This window comes from Polaromonas sp. P4_H1, from assembly GCF_056400945.1.
On record NZ_JBFUKG010000007.1, the window covers coordinates 45,870 to 62,407 of the forward strand.

Here is a 16,538-nt window from a genome sequence, read left to right on the forward strand (position 1 = left end):
ATGCGCGATCAGGGGCAGAATACCGGCTCTATGAAGGCTGAAAAATCCATCCCTGTCCAGATCATCGAGTTCATCCAGGCCGAGGGGCTGGCGGTTGGCGGTCACTTGCCGGCGCAACTGCTGGCCGATCGTTTGCGCGTCTCCCGTTCCCCGATCAATGAAGCCTTGTGCCTTCTGCATGAAAAAGGCGTGTTGAGCCGCGAGCGCAACCGGGGCTACTTTCTGGCGAAATCGGTCGCACAACCCGTGGCCGACCTGGCCGAGCAGTGGGGGCTGGACGAATCGGATGTCGTGACCAGCGTCTACTTCCAGATAGCCGACGACCGGCTCAAGGGCCTGCTGTCCGATGAATTCTCCGAAGTTCTGATCAGGAACCGTTATGGATTGACCTCGGCACAGCTGCAGGCCGTGCTGAGCCGCATTTCGCAGGAGGGCTGGGCGAATAGAAAACCCGGATATGGCTGGGTTTTCTCGTCAATGCTCACCACGCCGGACAGCCTGCTGCAGTCCTACCGCCTCCGGCTGGCGCTGGAGCCTGCAGCCCTGCTGGAACCGGGCTACCGCCTCGATCCACAGGTGCTGGCGCGTTGCCGCGCCGCAGAAATGCATTTGCTGGACGGCGGCATCGAGACAGACACGGCGGACCAACTGCATGAACGCGGGGTCCGTTTCCATGAGTCGCTGGTAGAGGCCTCGGGCAACCCTTTTTTCATCGACACGATACGCCGCGTCAACCGCGTGCGACGTCTGCTCTCTTACCGCTCGATGCAAAACCGAAAACGCTACAAGGAACACTGCCTGCAGCATCTGGGCGTGCTTGACCTTCTGGAAAAATACCGCAACGAAGAAGCCTCCGAGGCCTTGCGCGATCATTTGTCCAGCACCCTGAAAAATCTGGGAGACATCAGTGACCTTCTCAAATCCTGAGGCCGCTTTTCCATTGTCTGCAGCTCATTTTCGCGTTACCCCTTTTGACTTTTGAACGTATCAGGAACTCGCCATGAACATTCCACCGCATCTCATCAAAGCCTTCACGCCCACCGGCAAGCTGCGCGCTTCCATCAACCTGGGCAACCCCATCCTCGCCAACCGTGATGCCGCAACGGGTGAACCCGTCGGCGTATCGATCGACCTGGCGCGGGCTTTCGCCGAACGGCTTGGCGTCGGGATCGAATTGGTGGTGTTCGACACCGCGGGGAAATCCGTGGATGCCGTGACCCAGGAGCAGGCTGATATCGGGTTCTTTGCGATTGATCCGCTGCGTGGCGAGGGAATATCCTTCACAGCCCCCTACGTGCTGATTGAAGGCAGCTACATGGTGCCCCAGGACTCACCGATTCAGTCCAATGAAGAGGTCGATCGCCCGGGCCGTCGGGTCACGGTCGGCAAAGGCAGTGCTTACGACCTGTACCTGAGCCGGGAACTTCACGAGGCGCAAATCGTGCGGGCACCGACATCTCCGACCGTCGTGGATGTCTTCGTGGCGCAGGGCCTGGAGGTGGCGGCAGGCGTCAGGCAGCAACTGGAAGGAGATGCCAGACGCTTTCCCGGCCTGCGGCTCTTGCCCGGCCGCTTCATGGTGATCCAGCAGGCCATGGGCACACCGAAAGGTCGTGGCCCTGAAGCGGCGGAGCTCTTGCGCCAATACGTCGAGGAAATGAAAGCCAGCGGCTTTGTGGCCGAGGCACTGGCTCGCCACGGCATCCAGGGTGCTTCGGTCGCGCCAGCCTCTGTCGCTGCCGCGGCACAGTGACCCGACCCGGGCTCGCAAGGACAACACCATGTACGCCTATGTCGGTTCGCGCACCACGCGCGAGCGCAATGCCCGGGGAGAAGGGATCAGCGTCTTCAAGCTTGCCCCCGCCACCGGGCAACTCGAACGGGTGCAAGTGGTCGCAGACCTGGTCAATCCATCCTTCCTGGCCCGCAATCGCCAGGGTGATGTGCTCTATGTGATTCATGGAGACCAGCAGGAGGTGAGCGCATTCCGTATCGACGCGAGCGACGGCACACTGCGCTTCCTGAATCGCCAGAGTTGCGAGGGCAAAAACCCTGTTCATCTGGCCCTGGACCCGACCGAACGGTTTCTGGTCGTTTCCAATCATTTGAGCGGAAGCCTCGCGGTGCTGCCCGTGGCCCTTGATGGTTCGCTGGGCAAGGTGAGCCAGATCGTCCAGCTGGAAGGCACGCCGGGCCCCCACAAAACCGAGCAGCCCTTTTCCAAACCCCACTTCAATCCTTTCGACCCGAGCGGCCGTTTTGTTGTCGTGCCCGACAAAGGACTGGACCGCATTTTCTGCTTCCGGTTCGCCAACGGCCGGCTTCAGCCGGCCGACCGGGCGTCGGTCGCGACGCGCGAAAACGCCGGACCGCGCCACCTCGCCTTCCATCCGACCGAGCCCTTCGCCTATGTGGTGAACGAGCTGGACTCCAGCGTGACCGCGTACCGTTTCAGCGCTGAAACGGGTGATCTGGAACCCCTGCAGGTTCTGTCTGCCCTGCCCGATCATTTCACCGGCAACAGCCGCGCCTCGGGCATCGTCGTGGACCCTGCGGGGCGCACGCTCTATGCCTCCAACCGGGGCTATGACAGCATCGCAGTATTTCGTATCGAGCCGGGCACGGGGCGCCTGAAGTTCGTGGGCGCCGAAGCCTCCATGGGCCGCACGCCACGGTTTTTCACCTTAAGCCCCGACGGGCGCATGCTCTTTGTACTCAACGAAGACAGCGACTGCATCGTGCCCTTCACCGTGCACGAGAACTCCGGCCTGCTGTCGCCCACAGGCCTGTCGGTCTACTGCGGCAGCCCGGTCTGCATGGTGTTTTCGCAGTTATAGCAAAAACCCCACGGGCGCCGGCTGGCTCCCCATGGGGTTTTCATGTGTGTTGGAAGCCGCTCCGTCACCGCGACCAGCGCAGGTGCGGCGGCCAGCACGGGGGCCGGGTCGACGCCGAACCCCGCGCAGCGGTCATCACATCGAACCGAGATCCTGGATGGCATCGACCACCATGCTGGTGCCCACGGCGATCAGCAGGATGTCACTCGCGACCCGCACATACTTGTAGCCGGAAGGAGGAACGCCAAGGCGTATCGTCACGGCCTGAGGCACGGGGTAGAAAACGACGTCTCGCGGCAAAGGCTGGCCCATTGCCCATTTTTTGGCCTGGCCGGGGGGCATGCAGCCGTTGTTTTTCTTGGCCAACCCCGGTGGGCACCGACCGGTTTTGGCTTGCCCGACGTAGTACTCACGCACCGCCACGCGCTGCTGGTCCGCAAAAAAACCACCGACCCGAATCTCTGCTCGGGTGACCTGGTTTTTCTGCCCCGATCCCTGCACTGCGCCCTGAACTGTTCCCTCAACTGCTCCCGACCCTTTTCCTTCTTTTTGATTCTTCTTCTCATGTTTTTGGCCTTTACCGCCACCTTCTCCTGCCCATTCCGGCTTTTCGGCCCATGCGCCACCGCACAGCAGGGAAGTTGCAACAAGTAGCGTCAGGGAAAGTTTGAGGGATTTCATGGGATCTCCATTTTTAAGAATTAGACATGCGGTCCGACGACGCTCCAGCTAGCTGCTCACCTGCAATACTGCGAAACAACGCCTGCCTTGTCTAACGGACAAGCATAGGCGATAGTTGACACAAGGGCGCGTAGGACGAATTCGCAAGGCGTGGCCTGGCGCAGACGTCGCGCCGCGGGCCGGCGGGCCGCGTCCGTTTGTAATACGTTCCCAGTACGTTTTTTTAATACGTTCCCGGATAAGCACCGCCGTCGGCCAGCACGTTCTGACCCGTCATGTAGCCCGCGTGCACGCTGCACAGGAATGCGCAGATGGCCCCAAACTCTTCGGATGTTCCGAAACGCTGGGCTGGAATGCTCTTGCGGCGCGAGTCCATGATGGCTTCCAGGGGCTGGCCGGTCTTCTGCGCCGCGCCGCTCATCGTTCCCCGGAGCCGGTCCGTGTCAAATGCACCGGGCAGCAGGTTGTTGATGGTCACGCCCTGCCCTGCCAGCTTGCTGCGCGCCACGCCGGCGACAAAGCCGGTCAGGCCGCTGCGGGCGCCGTTGGACAAGCCCAGGATATCGATGGGCGACTTGACGGCGCTGGAGGTGATGTTGACGATGCGGCCAAAACCGCGCGCCGCCATGCCGTCCACCGTGGCCTTGATCAATTCGATCGGGGTCAGCATGTTGGCATCCACCGCCTTGATCCAGGCGTCGCGGTCCCAGTCGCGGAAGTCACCCGGTGGCGGACCGCCGGCATTGGTGACCACGATATCGAAATCCTTGCGCACCGCAAAAACCGCGGCGCGGCCTTCGGGCGTGGTGATATCCGCGGCAATAAATTGCACATCAGGGCTGTCGTGGCGGGTGTTGTCAGCTATTAATTTGTCAGCAGCTGCTTCCAGCGCCTCGGCGCCGCGTGCCACGATGAGCACGTTCACGCCCTCATGCACCAGAGCTTGCGCACAGCCGAAGCCCAGACCCTTGCTGGCGCCGCACACCAGCGCCCATTTGCCTGCAATACCCAAATCCATAGTCGTTCCTTGCTTAGAAAGTTACTGGCGAAACAGTGAGTGGCCCATGATACTGAGTTACGTCCAATATGCGGACAGAGGGAGATCAGGTCCTGGCCGCCCGGGAAAAGACAAAAATGCCGGCAATCACCAGCACCGTGCCCGCCGCCACCCAGGCGGTGAAGGGTTCGCCCAAAATCAGCACGCCCATCAGGATGGTGGACATGGGCCCCACCATGCCGGTCTGCGCCGCCATGCTGGCGCCAATGCGTTCTATCGCCATCATCACCATCAGCACCGGCACGGCCGTGCACAGGGTGGCATTGAGCAGCGACAGCCAGATCACCTGGGGCGCCACCACGGCAGCGCTCATAGGCCTGAGCACCGCAAACTGCAGCAGGCATAACAGGCAGGCCACGGTGGTCGCCAGCCCGACCAGCCGCAGGGCGCCCAGGCGCCTGACCAGCTCGCCGCTGTAAACCAGGTAGACCGCGTAGCTGACGGCGCTCAGGAAAACCAGCAGCGCGCCCCAGGCGGCGTCCGCACCCTGCAAGGTGATCTCGTGGCCAAACACCAGCACCACGCCGCTGTAGCTGATCGCCATGCCGATGAGCTGCCCGGCCGCCACACGGCGCTGGTACATGACCAGGCCCAGCAGCAGGACCAGGGTGGGATTGAGGTAAAGAATCAGCCGCTCCAGCGACGCGGTGACGTAGGCCAGGCCGGCAAAGTCCAGAAAACTCGCCAGGTAGTAGCCGGTGAATCCGAGCCCGAGCACCCCCAGCCAGTCCTTGCGCGTGAGCGGCGCCTTGCCGCCACCGCCTTGCCGATAGGTGGCCCACCAGGCCATGACGGCAAAGATCGGCAGCGCAAACAGCATGCGGTACATGATCAGCGTGACCGCATCCACGCCGTAGCGGTAGGCGAGCTTGACGATGATGGCCTTGCCGCTGAAGGCAATCGCGCCGAAGATGGCGAGCAGCAGGCCTGACGCTATGCTTTTTGCAGCCTGCTGCGCTCGTTCTTCCTGGGTTACAGGCGTTTTTGACGCTGAAATATCGCTCAAGATGCGCTTTTAAAAACCCACAGCCTGGCCATCGCGCCGGGCGTCGCTCGCCGACACATAGCCTTCCACTTTGGGGTTGCCGGCGCGCCAGATGAACTGGCCGGCGCCGAAGTCCTGGTAGGAGTCGTTGATGACCTCCACCCGGTGGCCGCGCCCGGCCAGCCCCTGGACGGTCGTTGGGTTCATCGCGGCTTCGACGTTGATTTCAAGGCCCGCGTTGTAGCGCCAGCGCGGCGCATCGCAGGCCACCTGCGGGCTCTGCCTGTAGTCCAGCATGCGCACCAGTGTCTGCAGGTGGCCCTGCGGCTGCATGTTGGCACCCATCACGCCGAAGCTCATGACGGGCTGGCCGCCTTTGCTGAGGAAGGCCGGGATGATGGTGTGAAAGGGCCGCTTGCCGGGGGCGACCTGGTTGGCACCGGCCTGCACGCTGAAACCATGGCCGCGGTTTTGCAGGCTGATGCCAAATTCAGGCTCGACACAGCCCGAGCCAAAGCCCATGTAGTTGCTCTGGATGAAGCTCACCATCATGCCGTCTTCGTCGGCGGCGGTGAGGTAGATCGTGCCGCCCTTGACCGGATTGCCAGCGCCAAAGTCCTGTGCCTGTTTCATGTCGATGAGTTTGGCACGGGATGCCAGGTAGGCGTCATCGAGCATTTGCGCGGCCGTCACCTCCATTGACGACGGCTCGGCCACATACCGGTACACGTCGGCAAATGCCAGCTTCATGGCTTCAATCTGCAGATGCTGCGAATCCACACCATCGACGGGCAGGCCGGCGACGTCGAACTTGTCCAGGATGCCCAGCGCAATCAGGGCCGCAATGCCTTGCCCGTTGGGGGGAATCTCGTGCAGGGTGTAGCCTCGGTAGTCCTTCGCGATGGGCTGCACCCATTCAGGCTGGTAGGCTTCAAAATCTTTCGCCGTGATGCTGCCCCCGTTTTGCGCGGAGAACTTTTCAATGGCGTGGGCAATTTCGCCGCCGTAATACGCGGCGCCCCGGGTCTGGGCGATGGCCCGCAGGGCTTTGGCGGCCGCCTTGAACTGGAACAGCTCGCCCACCTTGGGCGCCCGGCCCCAGGGCAGGAAGGCACCGGCAAATCCGGGCTGCGACTGCAACTCGGCCGTAGCGGCCGCCCACTTCTGCTGCACCACCGGCGACAGCAGATAGCCGCGCTCGGCGATTTCAATGGCAGGCTCCATCAGGTCGGCGAACGGCAGCCTGCCAAAGCGCTCACTCAGGGCAACCCAGCTCGCGACGGCGCCGGGCACGCTGACCGAGTCCATGCCGCGCTTGGGCGGCGTGGTGGCACTGTCACCGTATTTGCGCTTGAAGTACTCGGGCGTCCAGCTCTGCGGCGCGCGGCCCGAGGCGTTCAGGCCATGCATTTCCTGGCCGTCCCACAGGATGCAGAAGGAATCGCTCCCCAGGCCATTGCTGACCGGCTCCACGATGGCCATGGCGGCAGCGGCCGCAATGGCGGCATCCACCGCATTGCCTCCCTTGAGCAGCATGCGCAGACCGGCCTGCGCGCCCAGCGGATGGGACGTGGAAACCACATTGCGCGCAAACAGGGGAATACGGGTCGAGGCGTAGGGGTTGCTGAAGTTGAAGTCCATCACGGGATTATCAAGCGTTTGAAACAGGATGACGGGAACGCGGAGCGCCCGGAGGCGCCGTCCATGGCGCACCTCCGGCCGTCCATGGCACCTCCGGCCGGGCACGGCACTGGCGAACGGGTGCTGCGGTTGGAACTGGTTTGCACCGCAGCGGGCAAAGGCCTGCGCCAGGCGGGCAACCGGAAGAGAGCGAAGGCTTTTAAGCTTCGCCGGGGTGCTGTTCCACAATTTTCCGGTGCAGCTTGCGCATGGACCACCACACAGTCGCGGCCACCAGCGGGATGGCCAGTGCGGCCGTGCTTTCGCCGCTCCATGGCCAGCCCAGTGCATGTGCTCCCTTGGCCATGTAGGCAATGAGGCCGACGGTGTAATAGGTGATGGCGGCCACGGACAGGCCCTCGACCGCGGTCTGCAGCTTGAGCTGCACACCCTGGCGCTGGTTCATGGTGGCCAGCAGCGCCTGGCTGCTTTGCTGCTGGTCAATTTCGACCCGGGTGCGCAACAGGTTGCTGATGCGTGAAACCCGCTGCGACAAGGCGTCCTGACGGCGCGCGGCCCACTCGCAGGTGCTGCGTGCCGGGGTGAGGCGGCGGTCCATGAACTCACGGATGGTCTGCAGGCCTGGCAGCCGGGCCTCGGCAATGTCGTCAATGCGCTTGTCCACCAGCTCGAAATAGGCCGCGCTGGCCGAAAACCGCGAGTGGGTGGCCGCATGCTGGCTTTCCACCTGGCCGGCCAGTTTGGTCAGGCGGTCCAGCAGCAAGGGTTCGTCGTTGGGCGTGGCGCTGCGAATCGACTGCGCCAGTTCGGCCAGTTCGCGCTCGGCATAGGCCAGCACGCTGTAGGCCTCGCGAGCCGCCGGCAGACCCAGCAGCGCGGCCATGCGGTAGGTTTCAATCTCGATGAGGCGCTGCACCAGCCGGCCCAGCCGGCGCGGCGACAGGCTGCCGGCCAGCACCACGATGCGGGAAAAACCATCGGCATGAATGCTCAGATCGGTATAGACCTCGCCGTTGCCATCAGCCACCGACGAGCCGATCATGGTGTCCTCCTGCAACACCCGCCGGGACAGGGTCGAAGCACCCAGGCTGTGCATGGGCAAAGCCCACAGGTGCAAGGCCGCGAGGCACTGGCCGGGCAAGCCGGCGAGCCAGTCCTGCGGCACGACGGCGATGGCGGCTGCGGGCTCGCGCTCGTCGAAGTCATCGAGCCCGATCGGGTGCATGAAGGTCCACGAGACAAACTCGGTGTGCAGCTCCCAGCGGATGCGAAACGGCCCCACCTCCATGCGAATGTGGGTGGACCCCAGGTCAGGCTGGGGCAAATGATGGTCGCGCAGCAAGGTGGCCACATGGGCGCGGCTGGCCTCGCGCTGTGCAGCGTCACAGACCATCACCACGTGTGAAATGGCCAGGGGGATGCTCATCGCCTCGGGCGGGCGGGCATGGATTTCGTTGTGCAGCGCCGTTCTTTGTGGATGCTGCTGCAGGTGATGGTTCAGTTGCATGATGACCTTTTCATCCGCATTGTGGCTCAGAGTAGTTACAGCAAAGGTACAGGCCCATGAAAAACGGCGCCCGCAGGCGCCGTTTTCTTGAAGGATGACTGCGGCAATCAGTCTTCTTCGTGGAACGCTTCTTCGCGTTTGTTTTTCACCGCCGGCAGCAGCACGATCACCAGCAGCAGCGCACCGGCGGCCAGCAAGCCGGCTGACAGCGGACGGGTGACAAACACACTCCAGTCTCCACGGGACAGCAGCAGCGCGCGGCGCAGGTTTTCTTCCATCATGGGGCCCAAAATAAAGCCCAGCAGCAATGGTGCAGGTTCTGCACCCAACTTGACGAAGATGTAGCCGATCACGCCAAAAATACCCACCGTCCAGATATCAAAAGTGTTGTTGTTGGTCGAGTAAACACCAATCGCACAGAACAGCACAATCGCCGGGAACAGGTAGCGGTAAGGCACGCTCAGCAGCTTGATCCACATGCCGATCAGCGGCAGGTTCAGGATGATCAGCATCGCGTTGCCGATCCACATCGAGGCAATCAGGCCCCAGAACAGCTCCGGATTGCTGGTCATGACCTGCGGGCCCGGCTGTATGTTGTGAATCGTCATGGCACCCACCATCAGCGCCATCACGGCGTTTGGTGGAATACCCAGGGTCAGCAGCGGAATAAACGACGTCTGTGCACCGGCATTGTTGGCAGATTCAGGTGCGGCCACGCCGCGGATGTTGCCTTGGCCGAAAGGAACTTCGCCCGGCTTCATCTTCATTTTCTTTTCCAGCGCGTAGGCTGCAAACGCAGCCAGCAAGGCGCCACCACCGGGCAAAATACCCAATGAAGAACCCAGGAAAGTGCCGCGCAGCACGGCCGGCACCATGTCCTTGAAATCCTGTTTCGTCGGCATCAGGCCCGAAACCTTGGCGGTGAACACTTCGCGCTCATGCTCGGGCTGCGCCAGGTTGCTGATGATTTCGCCGTAGCCAAACACACCCATGGCAATCACGACAAAACCAATGCCGTCGGTCAACTCGGGAATGTCAAAGCTGAAGCGGGCCACGCCCGAATTCACGTCGGTACCCACGAGGCCGAGCAACAGGCCCAGCACAATCATGGCCACCGCCTTGAGCAGCGAACCCGATGCCAGCACCACAGCACCAATCAGGCCCAGCACCATCAAAGAGAAATACTCTGCAGGGCCAAACTTGAAAGCCAGTTCGGTCAGCGGCGGTGCAAAGGCCGCGAGAATCAGCGTACCCACGCAACCGGCGAAGAACGAACCCAGTCCGGCAGCAGCCAACGCCGGCCCCGCTCGACCTTTTCGGGCCATTTGATACCCATCAATACAGGTCACAACCGAGGAAGACTCGCCCGGCAGGTTCACCAGAATGGCGGTGGTCGAGCCACCGTACTGGGCACCGTAATAAATACCGGCCAGCATGATCAGCGCGGACACCGGCGGCAAGGCGTAGGTGGCGGGCAGCAGCATGGCGATGGTGGCTACGGGGCCGATGCCGGGCAGAACCCCGATCAGCGTACCCAGAATACAACCAGCGAGCGCGTACAACAGGTTGATGGGCGTGAATGCCACGCCAAAGCCCAGCGACAAATTTGCAATGAGATCCATTTTTTTTCCTTAGCCGGTGATGAAGGCAGGCCACACCGGAAACTGCAGCTTGAGCGCCACGACGAAAGCCAGGTAGCTACCGACCGCCAAAACAGTCGCCAGGATGAAGGTGGCTTTGAACTTCCAGCCAGCTTCTGCCATGCTGGCAATAAAGGTCAGGGCGTAAATCGCGACAATCATGCCGAAGGCCGGCAGCTTGATGCTGGGCAGGCCCGCCAGCAAAAGGCCGAACACGAGGTTGGCGGCAATGATGTAGAACAGCGGCTTCCAGGCCCATTTGCCTATTTTGTCACCGCCTTCGGCTTCAACGACCAGCGCCGTAAACGTCACGACGCCGCCCATGAGGGCCAGCAAAATACCGAGCATCAGCGGAAAGTAGCCTGGACCCATGCGGGCGCCTGTGCCGACGTTGTAGGTGCTCGCACCCCATGCAAACGCCACCCCAACGCCCATGAACATAAGCCCGCAAAAGAAGTCTTTTTGACTCTTGATATTCACGGTTGTCTCCTTCGAAAATTAGTTGAACCTGCGGATTGTGCATGCAATCAACCCCGACGGGCATGTGGCTTTCACCTACAGGCCCAAGCTATGGGCGGCGCACCGCGCCTTGCATCCCATCCCGACAAGGTGCTTGCGCGGCCCTGTTTAGATCGTAAACAGGTTCTCAAGGCACCCGGTTGGGGCGCGCGGCACCCGCTCAGGTCCGGCTCAGGACATCGGCGGGGTGGTGGAGAGGATTTCCTCGATGGTGGTCACCCCTTCCGCCACCTTGAGCGCGCCCGCCAGCCGCAGCGGACGCATGCCATCTGCCACGGCCTGGCGCCGCAGCGCATCAATATTCGGCTCCCGGGTGACCTTGTCCTTGAAGGTTTCGGTCACCGTCAGCAACTCGTACAGCCCCATCCGGCCCAGAAAGCCGGTCATGCGGCAATCCACGCAGCCCGCCGGCTTGTAGGGCTGGTAACCCCCGTTGATTTGCCAGGGCTTGACAACTTCCGCCAGCGCTTCACGCGAGCTGCCCTCGTCCTTTTCACGGCATTGGGCGCAGAGGGTACGCACCAGCCGCTGCGCCAGCACGCCCAGCAGCGTGGCGTTGATCAGGTAGGCAGGCACGCCCAGCTCCATCAGGCGCGAGACCGCCGAGGGCGCGTCATTGGTGTGCAGCGTGCTGAAGACCAGGTGGCCCGTCAGCGCGGCCTGCACGGCCATTTCCGCGGTCTGCAGGTCACGGATTTCGCCGACCATGATGATGTCCGGATCCTGCCGCATCAGGGCGCGCAACCCTTCGGGGAAATCAAAATCCAGATGCGCCTGCACCTGCGTCTGGTTGAAGGCCGGCTCGATCATCTCGATCGGGTCTTCAATGGTGCTGACATTGACCTCTTCAGTGGCCAGGCGCTTGAGCGTGGAGTACAGCGTGGTGGTCTTGCCCGAACCGGTCGGCCCGGTCACCAGGACAATGCCGTAGGGCCGTTTGAGCAGTTGCTCCCATCGCTCCGCGTCATGTTGCGAAAAGCCCAGCGCGTCCAGGTCCTTGACCGTGGTGTCCGGGTCAAAAATCCGCATCACCATCTTCTCGCCGAAGGCCGTGGGCAGGGTTGACAGGCGCATTTCAATTTCGTCGCCGCGCGGGTTGCGGGTCTTGATGCGGCCGTCCTGAGGGCGTCGCTTTTCAACCACATCCATACGGCCCAGCAGTTTGATGCGCGCCGTCATGGCGTTGTGCACACCCATGGGCAACTGGTAGACCGGATGCAGCACACCGTCAATCCGGAAACGGATCACGCCCTGCTCGCGCCGCGGCTCCAGATGGATGTCACTGGCGCGCTGGTCAAAAGCATATTGCCAGAGCCAGTCCACCACCTGCACCACACCCTGGTCGTTTGCATCGAGCTGCTTGTTGCTCTTGTTCAGCTCCACCAGCTGCTCAAAGCTGGCCGAGCCCGAGGTGCCGCCAGACTTGAGCGCCGCACGGACGGATTTGGCCAGCGCAAAAAACTCGGCCGTGTATTTGGCAATTTCCTGCGGATTGGCCACCACCAGGCGCACGCTGCGCTTGGCCTGGCGCTCGACCTCCGACACCCAGTCCGTGACAAAGGGCTCGGAGGTGGCGATCACCACCTCCCGGGGAGTCACCTGGACCGGCAACACCTTGTGCCGCTCGGCATACACCGCAGACATGGTGTCGGCCACCTTGCCCACATCCACCTTGAGCGGGTCAATCCTCAGGTACTGGAGGCCGGCACGGTCGGCCAGCCACTGCGCAATGGTTTCGATGTCAAGCGGCTTGCCGTCGGCCACGCGCACCATGCCAACGCTGGCCAGCCGGATCAGGGGCAATTGGGCGCTCTGCACCTGCGAGCAGCGGGCAATGGTGCGCTGCGCCTCGGTGCTGCTGATGACGCCATCTTCGCTGAGCCACTCGACCAGCTTGCGCCAGTCGAGCGGGCCGGCGTGGACTTTTTTACCCTGGGAGTCCCGCGAGGAAGTGGGGCGTGGGGGAGGTATCACGGCGCTCATGGATGGCACTGTACCCGATCCACTCCGGCGATTGCCACCCCGTCCTCATCCGGCATCAGGTCACCGGCTTGAAAAGCCGCAGCCACTTTTTGGCGGGCAGGTCCCAACGTGATTCAATGACGCCCGCCTGTAGCAGGAGTTCGGCCCGGTCAGGGCGCGTGGGCTCGCGCTGGGCCATCACGACCGTGTTGCCCTCCCGCGTCGGCCGGAAGGCCCAGACCGCCTCCGGGCCAAAGGCCTCGGCGATCTTGGTCAGCGAGTGCACATAGCTCGAATCCCGGCCGAAGAGGTTTACCGTCATCACCCCCTCATCACTGAGAAGGCGCCGGCAATCAGCGTAAAAATCAGCGCTGTCCAGCACCGGCGCCGCCGCTTCGTGGTCGTACAGGTCGACATGCAGGAGATCAACACTCCCCTGATGCCGCGGGTTCCGGATTTCTTCGGCGGCATCGGCCTCGATGACATGCAGCCTGAGGTCGTCGCGCGGCAATTTAAACCAGAGCCGGCAAGCGGCGATCACCTGCGGGTTGATCTCGATGGCCGTGGTTTTCATGCGCAGCTTTTTGTAGCAGAACTTGGTCAGCGCCGCCGAGCCCAGACCGAGCTGCATCGCATGCTTTTTTGACACGGCCGTAGCGTCCATGAACAGCAGCCCCGCCATCATGCGCTGCACATACTCCAGCTCAATGTCATAGGGCGCATCGCGCAGCATGGAGCCCTGCACCCATTCAGTACCCAGATGCAGAAAGCGCACATCGCCAAAGTCGGAGAAATTGACCTCTGGCAACTCCAGGGTGGTGTTCTCGGTAATTTTTTTCGCCATCAGATCAATTCGTGTTTTTCAAAGACTTCGCGCCAGGCAACGAGTTTGCGCTCAAAAGACCAGGACGCATTGGCCGGGCTGGTGGAAGGCAACCGGTGAAACTGAACCCCCACGCTTGCCACTCCGTGTGCTGCGCTGCCCCCAGAGGGGGCCTTCGCGCCTTGGGGCGGCCCGGCGACGAATGTCGCCCCCACGTTCGTCACTGGCGTGTCCTCGCTGCCCCCCGAGGGGGCCTTCGCGCCTTGGGGCGGCCCGGCGGCGCTCAAGGCACCCATCACGTATTTTGAATGCTTGAAGCTTTCGCCTCCGTTGTGGGCAATGGCCCGCAATTCCGGGCAGAGCTGCCTGACGGCTGCAAAATCATTCACCACCGCATTGCGGATATTGCTGTCCAGGCTGCCGTCGCGTTCACACGCCGCGTACACGTCCCAGACCCCAAGTCGCTTCGACAGCAGCCATTCGCTACGAATCTGATAGCCACCTGCCCCCGTTGCTATTGGGCCATCAGGCCAAATGGCTTGCAAAATCTTCCAGAAATGGTTTTGCGGATGCCCGTAGTACTGCTGGGCGGCCAAAGACGCAGCGCCTGGGAAACTGCCAAGGATCAAGAGGCGCGTCTGGCTGCAGACGAGCGGCGGCAAGCCGGTCAGCATGGCAGTCCTCCCGTCATTACTCACCACATTGTTCACGACACGAGCGCCTTGAGCCGGGGCAGCGCCTCTAGCGCGTTGGCGCTGGTGGCGCTGGCCAACGCTTCGGCCGAGATGCCGCGCAGACTCGCCACTTGCTCTGCAATGCGGGGCAACTCGCCCGGCTCATTGCGGCCCTGGCCCTGCCCGGCGGCACGCTGCGCTGCCGTGGTGTAAAGCCAGTGCGGTGGAATGTCGGGTGAATCGGTTTCCATCACCAGCACCTCCAGCGGCAACCGGGCGGCCAGGTGCCTGAGCTGCCGGGCGGGCTCAAACGTGACGGCACCGCCAAAGCCCAGCTTGAAACCCAGCTTGACGAACTCCATCGCCTGCTGTTCGCTGCCGTTAAAGGCATGGGCAATGCCGCGCCAGCCGTCCTCCGGGTGCTCCGGGTGATGGGGCACCAGCTCACGCAAATGTTTGAGCAGCTTGTCGGCCGATCGCCGCACATGCAGGATGACCGGCAAGCAGTGCTTGCGCGCCAGCTTGAGCTGCTCGCGGTAGAAATATTCCTGGCGCTCGCGCATGGGGCTTTGCGTCAATGCGGGCACAAAATAGTCAAGCCCTATCTCACCCACCGCCACCAGGCGCGGGTCGGACTTTCTGAGGGTCAGCTCCGCATCCAGCGCCAGCAGGTCGGCCTCTTGTGCCTCCGGCACACAAAGCGGATGTATGCCCAATGCGTAACTGTCCGAAAACTCATGCGCCAGCAAGCGCACTGCCGCGAAGTTGCTGACCGCCACGGCCGGCAGCACGCAATGCGCGACCTGCCTGGCGGTAGCCCGCGCACGAACTGCGGCCACATCTGGCGAGAACTCCCCGGCATCGAGGTGGCAGTGTGTGTCAATCCAGAAGGTCATTGCGGGGGTGGCGTGAAAAAAGGAGAAGCGCGCTATCAGTGCAGATGATATTGACACAGAAATGAAACCGGTACAGGCTATGCTTTTTTCGCATGCTCATGCATTTCCGGGCTTTGCTGCGATCCCTTCGCGTCACATCACCATGTCATCAACCAGGAAAATCCCATGAAATTATCTCGCCTGATGCGCCTCATGATGGGGGCCGGTCTGCTTGCTTCCAGCCTGGCCAATACGGCTTGGGCTCAGGATCAGAAACTGCGGCTGATTACCTGGGCGGACTACGTGCCGGCCGATGTTGTGGCGCAGTTCAAAAAGGAAACCGGCATTGACGTCGAGCTCACCCTGTCGAACAACGAGGAGATGATCTCCAAATTGCGCGCCACCGGCGGTGCGGGTTTTGACCTGGCCCAGCCCTCACAGGACCGCATCACCGGCCCGCAGCAGGAGTTTGGCATTTACAAACCCATGGACCTGAGCAAGATCAAGTCCGAGCTGTTCATTCCTGCCATGCTCGACGCCACCAAGAAGAACACCACGCTGGCCGGCAAGGTCTATGGCCTGCCGCACATCTGGGGTACCGACGGCCTGGTGGTCAACACCCAGTTGGCGAAGATGAGCGACTACCCCGATTTGTGCAAAGCCGATGTCAAGGGAAAGACCGCCGTTCGCCTCAAGCGGCCCACCCTGCTGGCATTCGCCTTTGCCTCCGGCAAGGATCCGTTTGCACTGTATAACGATCCCAAAGCCTATGGCGCGCTGATGGACGAAGTCGGCAAGACCATGATCGCCTGCAAGAGCAACATCAAGTTTTACTGGGACAACAAGGACCAGCTGCTCAACGGCATGCGCACCGGCGAAGTAGTGGGAGCCATGATGTGGGACACCGGCGGCTGGAAGCTCAACAGTGAAAAGCCCGAAATCCAGTACATCGCCCCCAAGTCGGGCGCACTCGGCTGGATAGACACCTTTGCCATCCCCGCCAAAGGCCGCAATGACGCTGCCGCGTATGCCTGGATCAACTTCAACATGCGCCCGGAAATCGCCGCCAAGGTGGCGAGCTCCGCCGGCAACTTCACCGCCGCCAAAGGCGCTGACCAGCTGATGGACGCCAAGCTCAAGGCCCAGTTCGCCGCCAGCTTCCCGGAAGCCGCCCTGAAGAACGTCAAATGGTATCCGGCCGTACCGGCCGGCATCGAAGACATTGAAGGCCGTGTGCTGGACCGCATCAAGGCCGCCAATTGAGTAGCCCCCTGAGTCGCTTCGCGCCTTCCCCCAGGGGGGACGAAACCAGCGGCCCGGCAAAGCCGGTTCCGCGG

Annotated in this window: 15 protein-coding genes; 4 read left to right on the top strand and 11 right to left on the bottom strand. The window is 62.2% G+C overall.

The genetic code is table 11. The features are described from left to right. The first annotated feature begins 30 nt into the window (after positions 1 to 30). The 3 genes from AC1DS5_RS10840 (at position 31) to AC1DS5_RS10850 (ending at position 2,837) form a co-directional block, all read left to right on the top strand. Complete coding sequence (locus tag AC1DS5_RS10840; RefSeq protein ID WP_477718260.1) at positions 31 to 927, top strand: GntR family transcriptional regulator; 897 nt, start codon at positions 31 to 33, stop codon at positions 925 to 927. Between the two features lie 73 nt (positions 928 to 1,000). Beyond that, positions 1,001 to 1,753 carry an ABC transporter substrate-binding protein gene (locus AC1DS5_RS10845; protein ID WP_477718261.1) on the top strand — a complete coding sequence of 251 codons (753 nt, stop codon included), beginning with the start codon at positions 1,001 to 1,003 and terminating at the stop codon, positions 1,751 to 1,753. A gap of 28 nt (positions 1,754 to 1,781) precedes the next feature. Continuing rightward, complete coding sequence (locus AC1DS5_RS10850) at positions 1,782 to 2,837, top strand: lactonase family protein (protein ID WP_477718262.1); 1,056 nt, start codon at positions 1,782 to 1,784, stop codon at positions 2,835 to 2,837. Between the two features lie 135 nt (positions 2,838 to 2,972). Here AC1DS5_RS10850 and AC1DS5_RS10855 read toward each other — a convergent pair whose 3' ends face one another. The 11 genes from AC1DS5_RS10855 to AC1DS5_RS10905 form a co-directional block, all read right to left on the bottom strand. Continuing rightward, complete coding sequence (locus AC1DS5_RS10855; RefSeq protein WP_477718263.1) at positions 2,973 to 3,518, bottom strand: hypothetical protein; 546 nt, start codon at positions 3,516 to 3,518, stop codon at positions 2,973 to 2,975. A 223-nt stretch (positions 3,519 to 3,741) separates the two neighbouring features. Beyond that, positions 3,742 to 4,536, bottom strand: coding sequence for an SDR family oxidoreductase (locus AC1DS5_RS10860; protein WP_477718264.1), 795 nt, complete (start codon positions 4,534 to 4,536; stop codon positions 3,742 to 3,744). 85 nt (positions 4,537 to 4,621) lie between these two features. Continuing rightward, positions 4,622 to 5,581, bottom strand: a complete 960-nt coding sequence (locus AC1DS5_RS10865) for a DMT family transporter (protein WP_477718265.1) — start codon at positions 5,579 to 5,581, stop codon at positions 4,622 to 4,624. Between the two features lie 9 nt (positions 5,582 to 5,590). Further along, a complete protein-coding gene (locus tag AC1DS5_RS10870; protein WP_477718266.1) occupies positions 5,591 to 7,201 on the bottom strand; it encodes a gamma-glutamyltransferase family protein in 1,611 nt (536 codons plus the stop codon). A 199-nt stretch (positions 7,202 to 7,400) separates the two neighbouring features. Then, positions 7,401 to 8,708: a DUF3422 family protein gene (locus tag AC1DS5_RS10875; RefSeq protein WP_477718267.1), complete on the bottom strand. Its 1,308-nt coding sequence runs from the start codon at positions 8,706 to 8,708 to the stop codon at positions 7,401 to 7,403. Between the two features lie 107 nt (positions 8,709 to 8,815). Then, positions 8,816 to 10,330, bottom strand: coding sequence for a tripartite tricarboxylate transporter permease (locus AC1DS5_RS10880; RefSeq protein ID WP_477718268.1), 1,515 nt, complete (start codon positions 10,328 to 10,330; stop codon positions 8,816 to 8,818). A 9-nt stretch (positions 10,331 to 10,339) separates the two neighbouring features. Next, positions 10,340 to 10,828, bottom strand: coding sequence for a tripartite tricarboxylate transporter TctB family protein (locus AC1DS5_RS10885; protein WP_477718269.1), 489 nt, complete (start codon positions 10,826 to 10,828; stop codon positions 10,340 to 10,342). Positions 10,829 to 11,038: 210 nt separating this feature from the next. Then, positions 11,039 to 12,850 (bottom strand): type IV pilus assembly ATPase TfpB, encoded by a 1,812-nt coding sequence (tfpB, locus tag AC1DS5_RS10890; RefSeq protein WP_477718270.1) that lies wholly within the window; start codon positions 12,848 to 12,850, stop codon positions 11,039 to 11,041. 55 nt (positions 12,851 to 12,905) lie between these two features. After that, a complete protein-coding gene (locus tag AC1DS5_RS10895; protein ID WP_477718271.1) occupies positions 12,906 to 13,673 on the bottom strand; it encodes a class I SAM-dependent methyltransferase in 768 nt (255 codons plus the stop codon). After that, positions 13,673 to 14,326, bottom strand: coding sequence for a DNA-deoxyinosine glycosylase (locus AC1DS5_RS10900; protein ID WP_477718272.1), 654 nt, complete (start codon positions 14,324 to 14,326; stop codon positions 13,673 to 13,675). The genes AC1DS5_RS10895 and AC1DS5_RS10900 overlap by 1 nt, the downstream gene beginning before the upstream one ends. 32 nt (positions 14,327 to 14,358) lie before the next feature. Further along, complete coding sequence (locus AC1DS5_RS10905) at positions 14,359 to 15,222, bottom strand: TatD family hydrolase (protein ID WP_477718273.1); 864 nt, start codon at positions 15,220 to 15,222, stop codon at positions 14,359 to 14,361. 165 nt (positions 15,223 to 15,387) lie between these two features. Here AC1DS5_RS10905 and AC1DS5_RS10910 point away from each other — a divergent pair, with 165 nt between their 5' ends. Then, positions 15,388 to 16,464, top strand: a complete 1,077-nt coding sequence (locus tag AC1DS5_RS10910) for an extracellular solute-binding protein (RefSeq protein WP_477718274.1) — start codon at positions 15,388 to 15,390, stop codon at positions 16,462 to 16,464. The last annotated feature ends 74 nt before the right edge of the window (positions 16,465 to 16,538 follow it).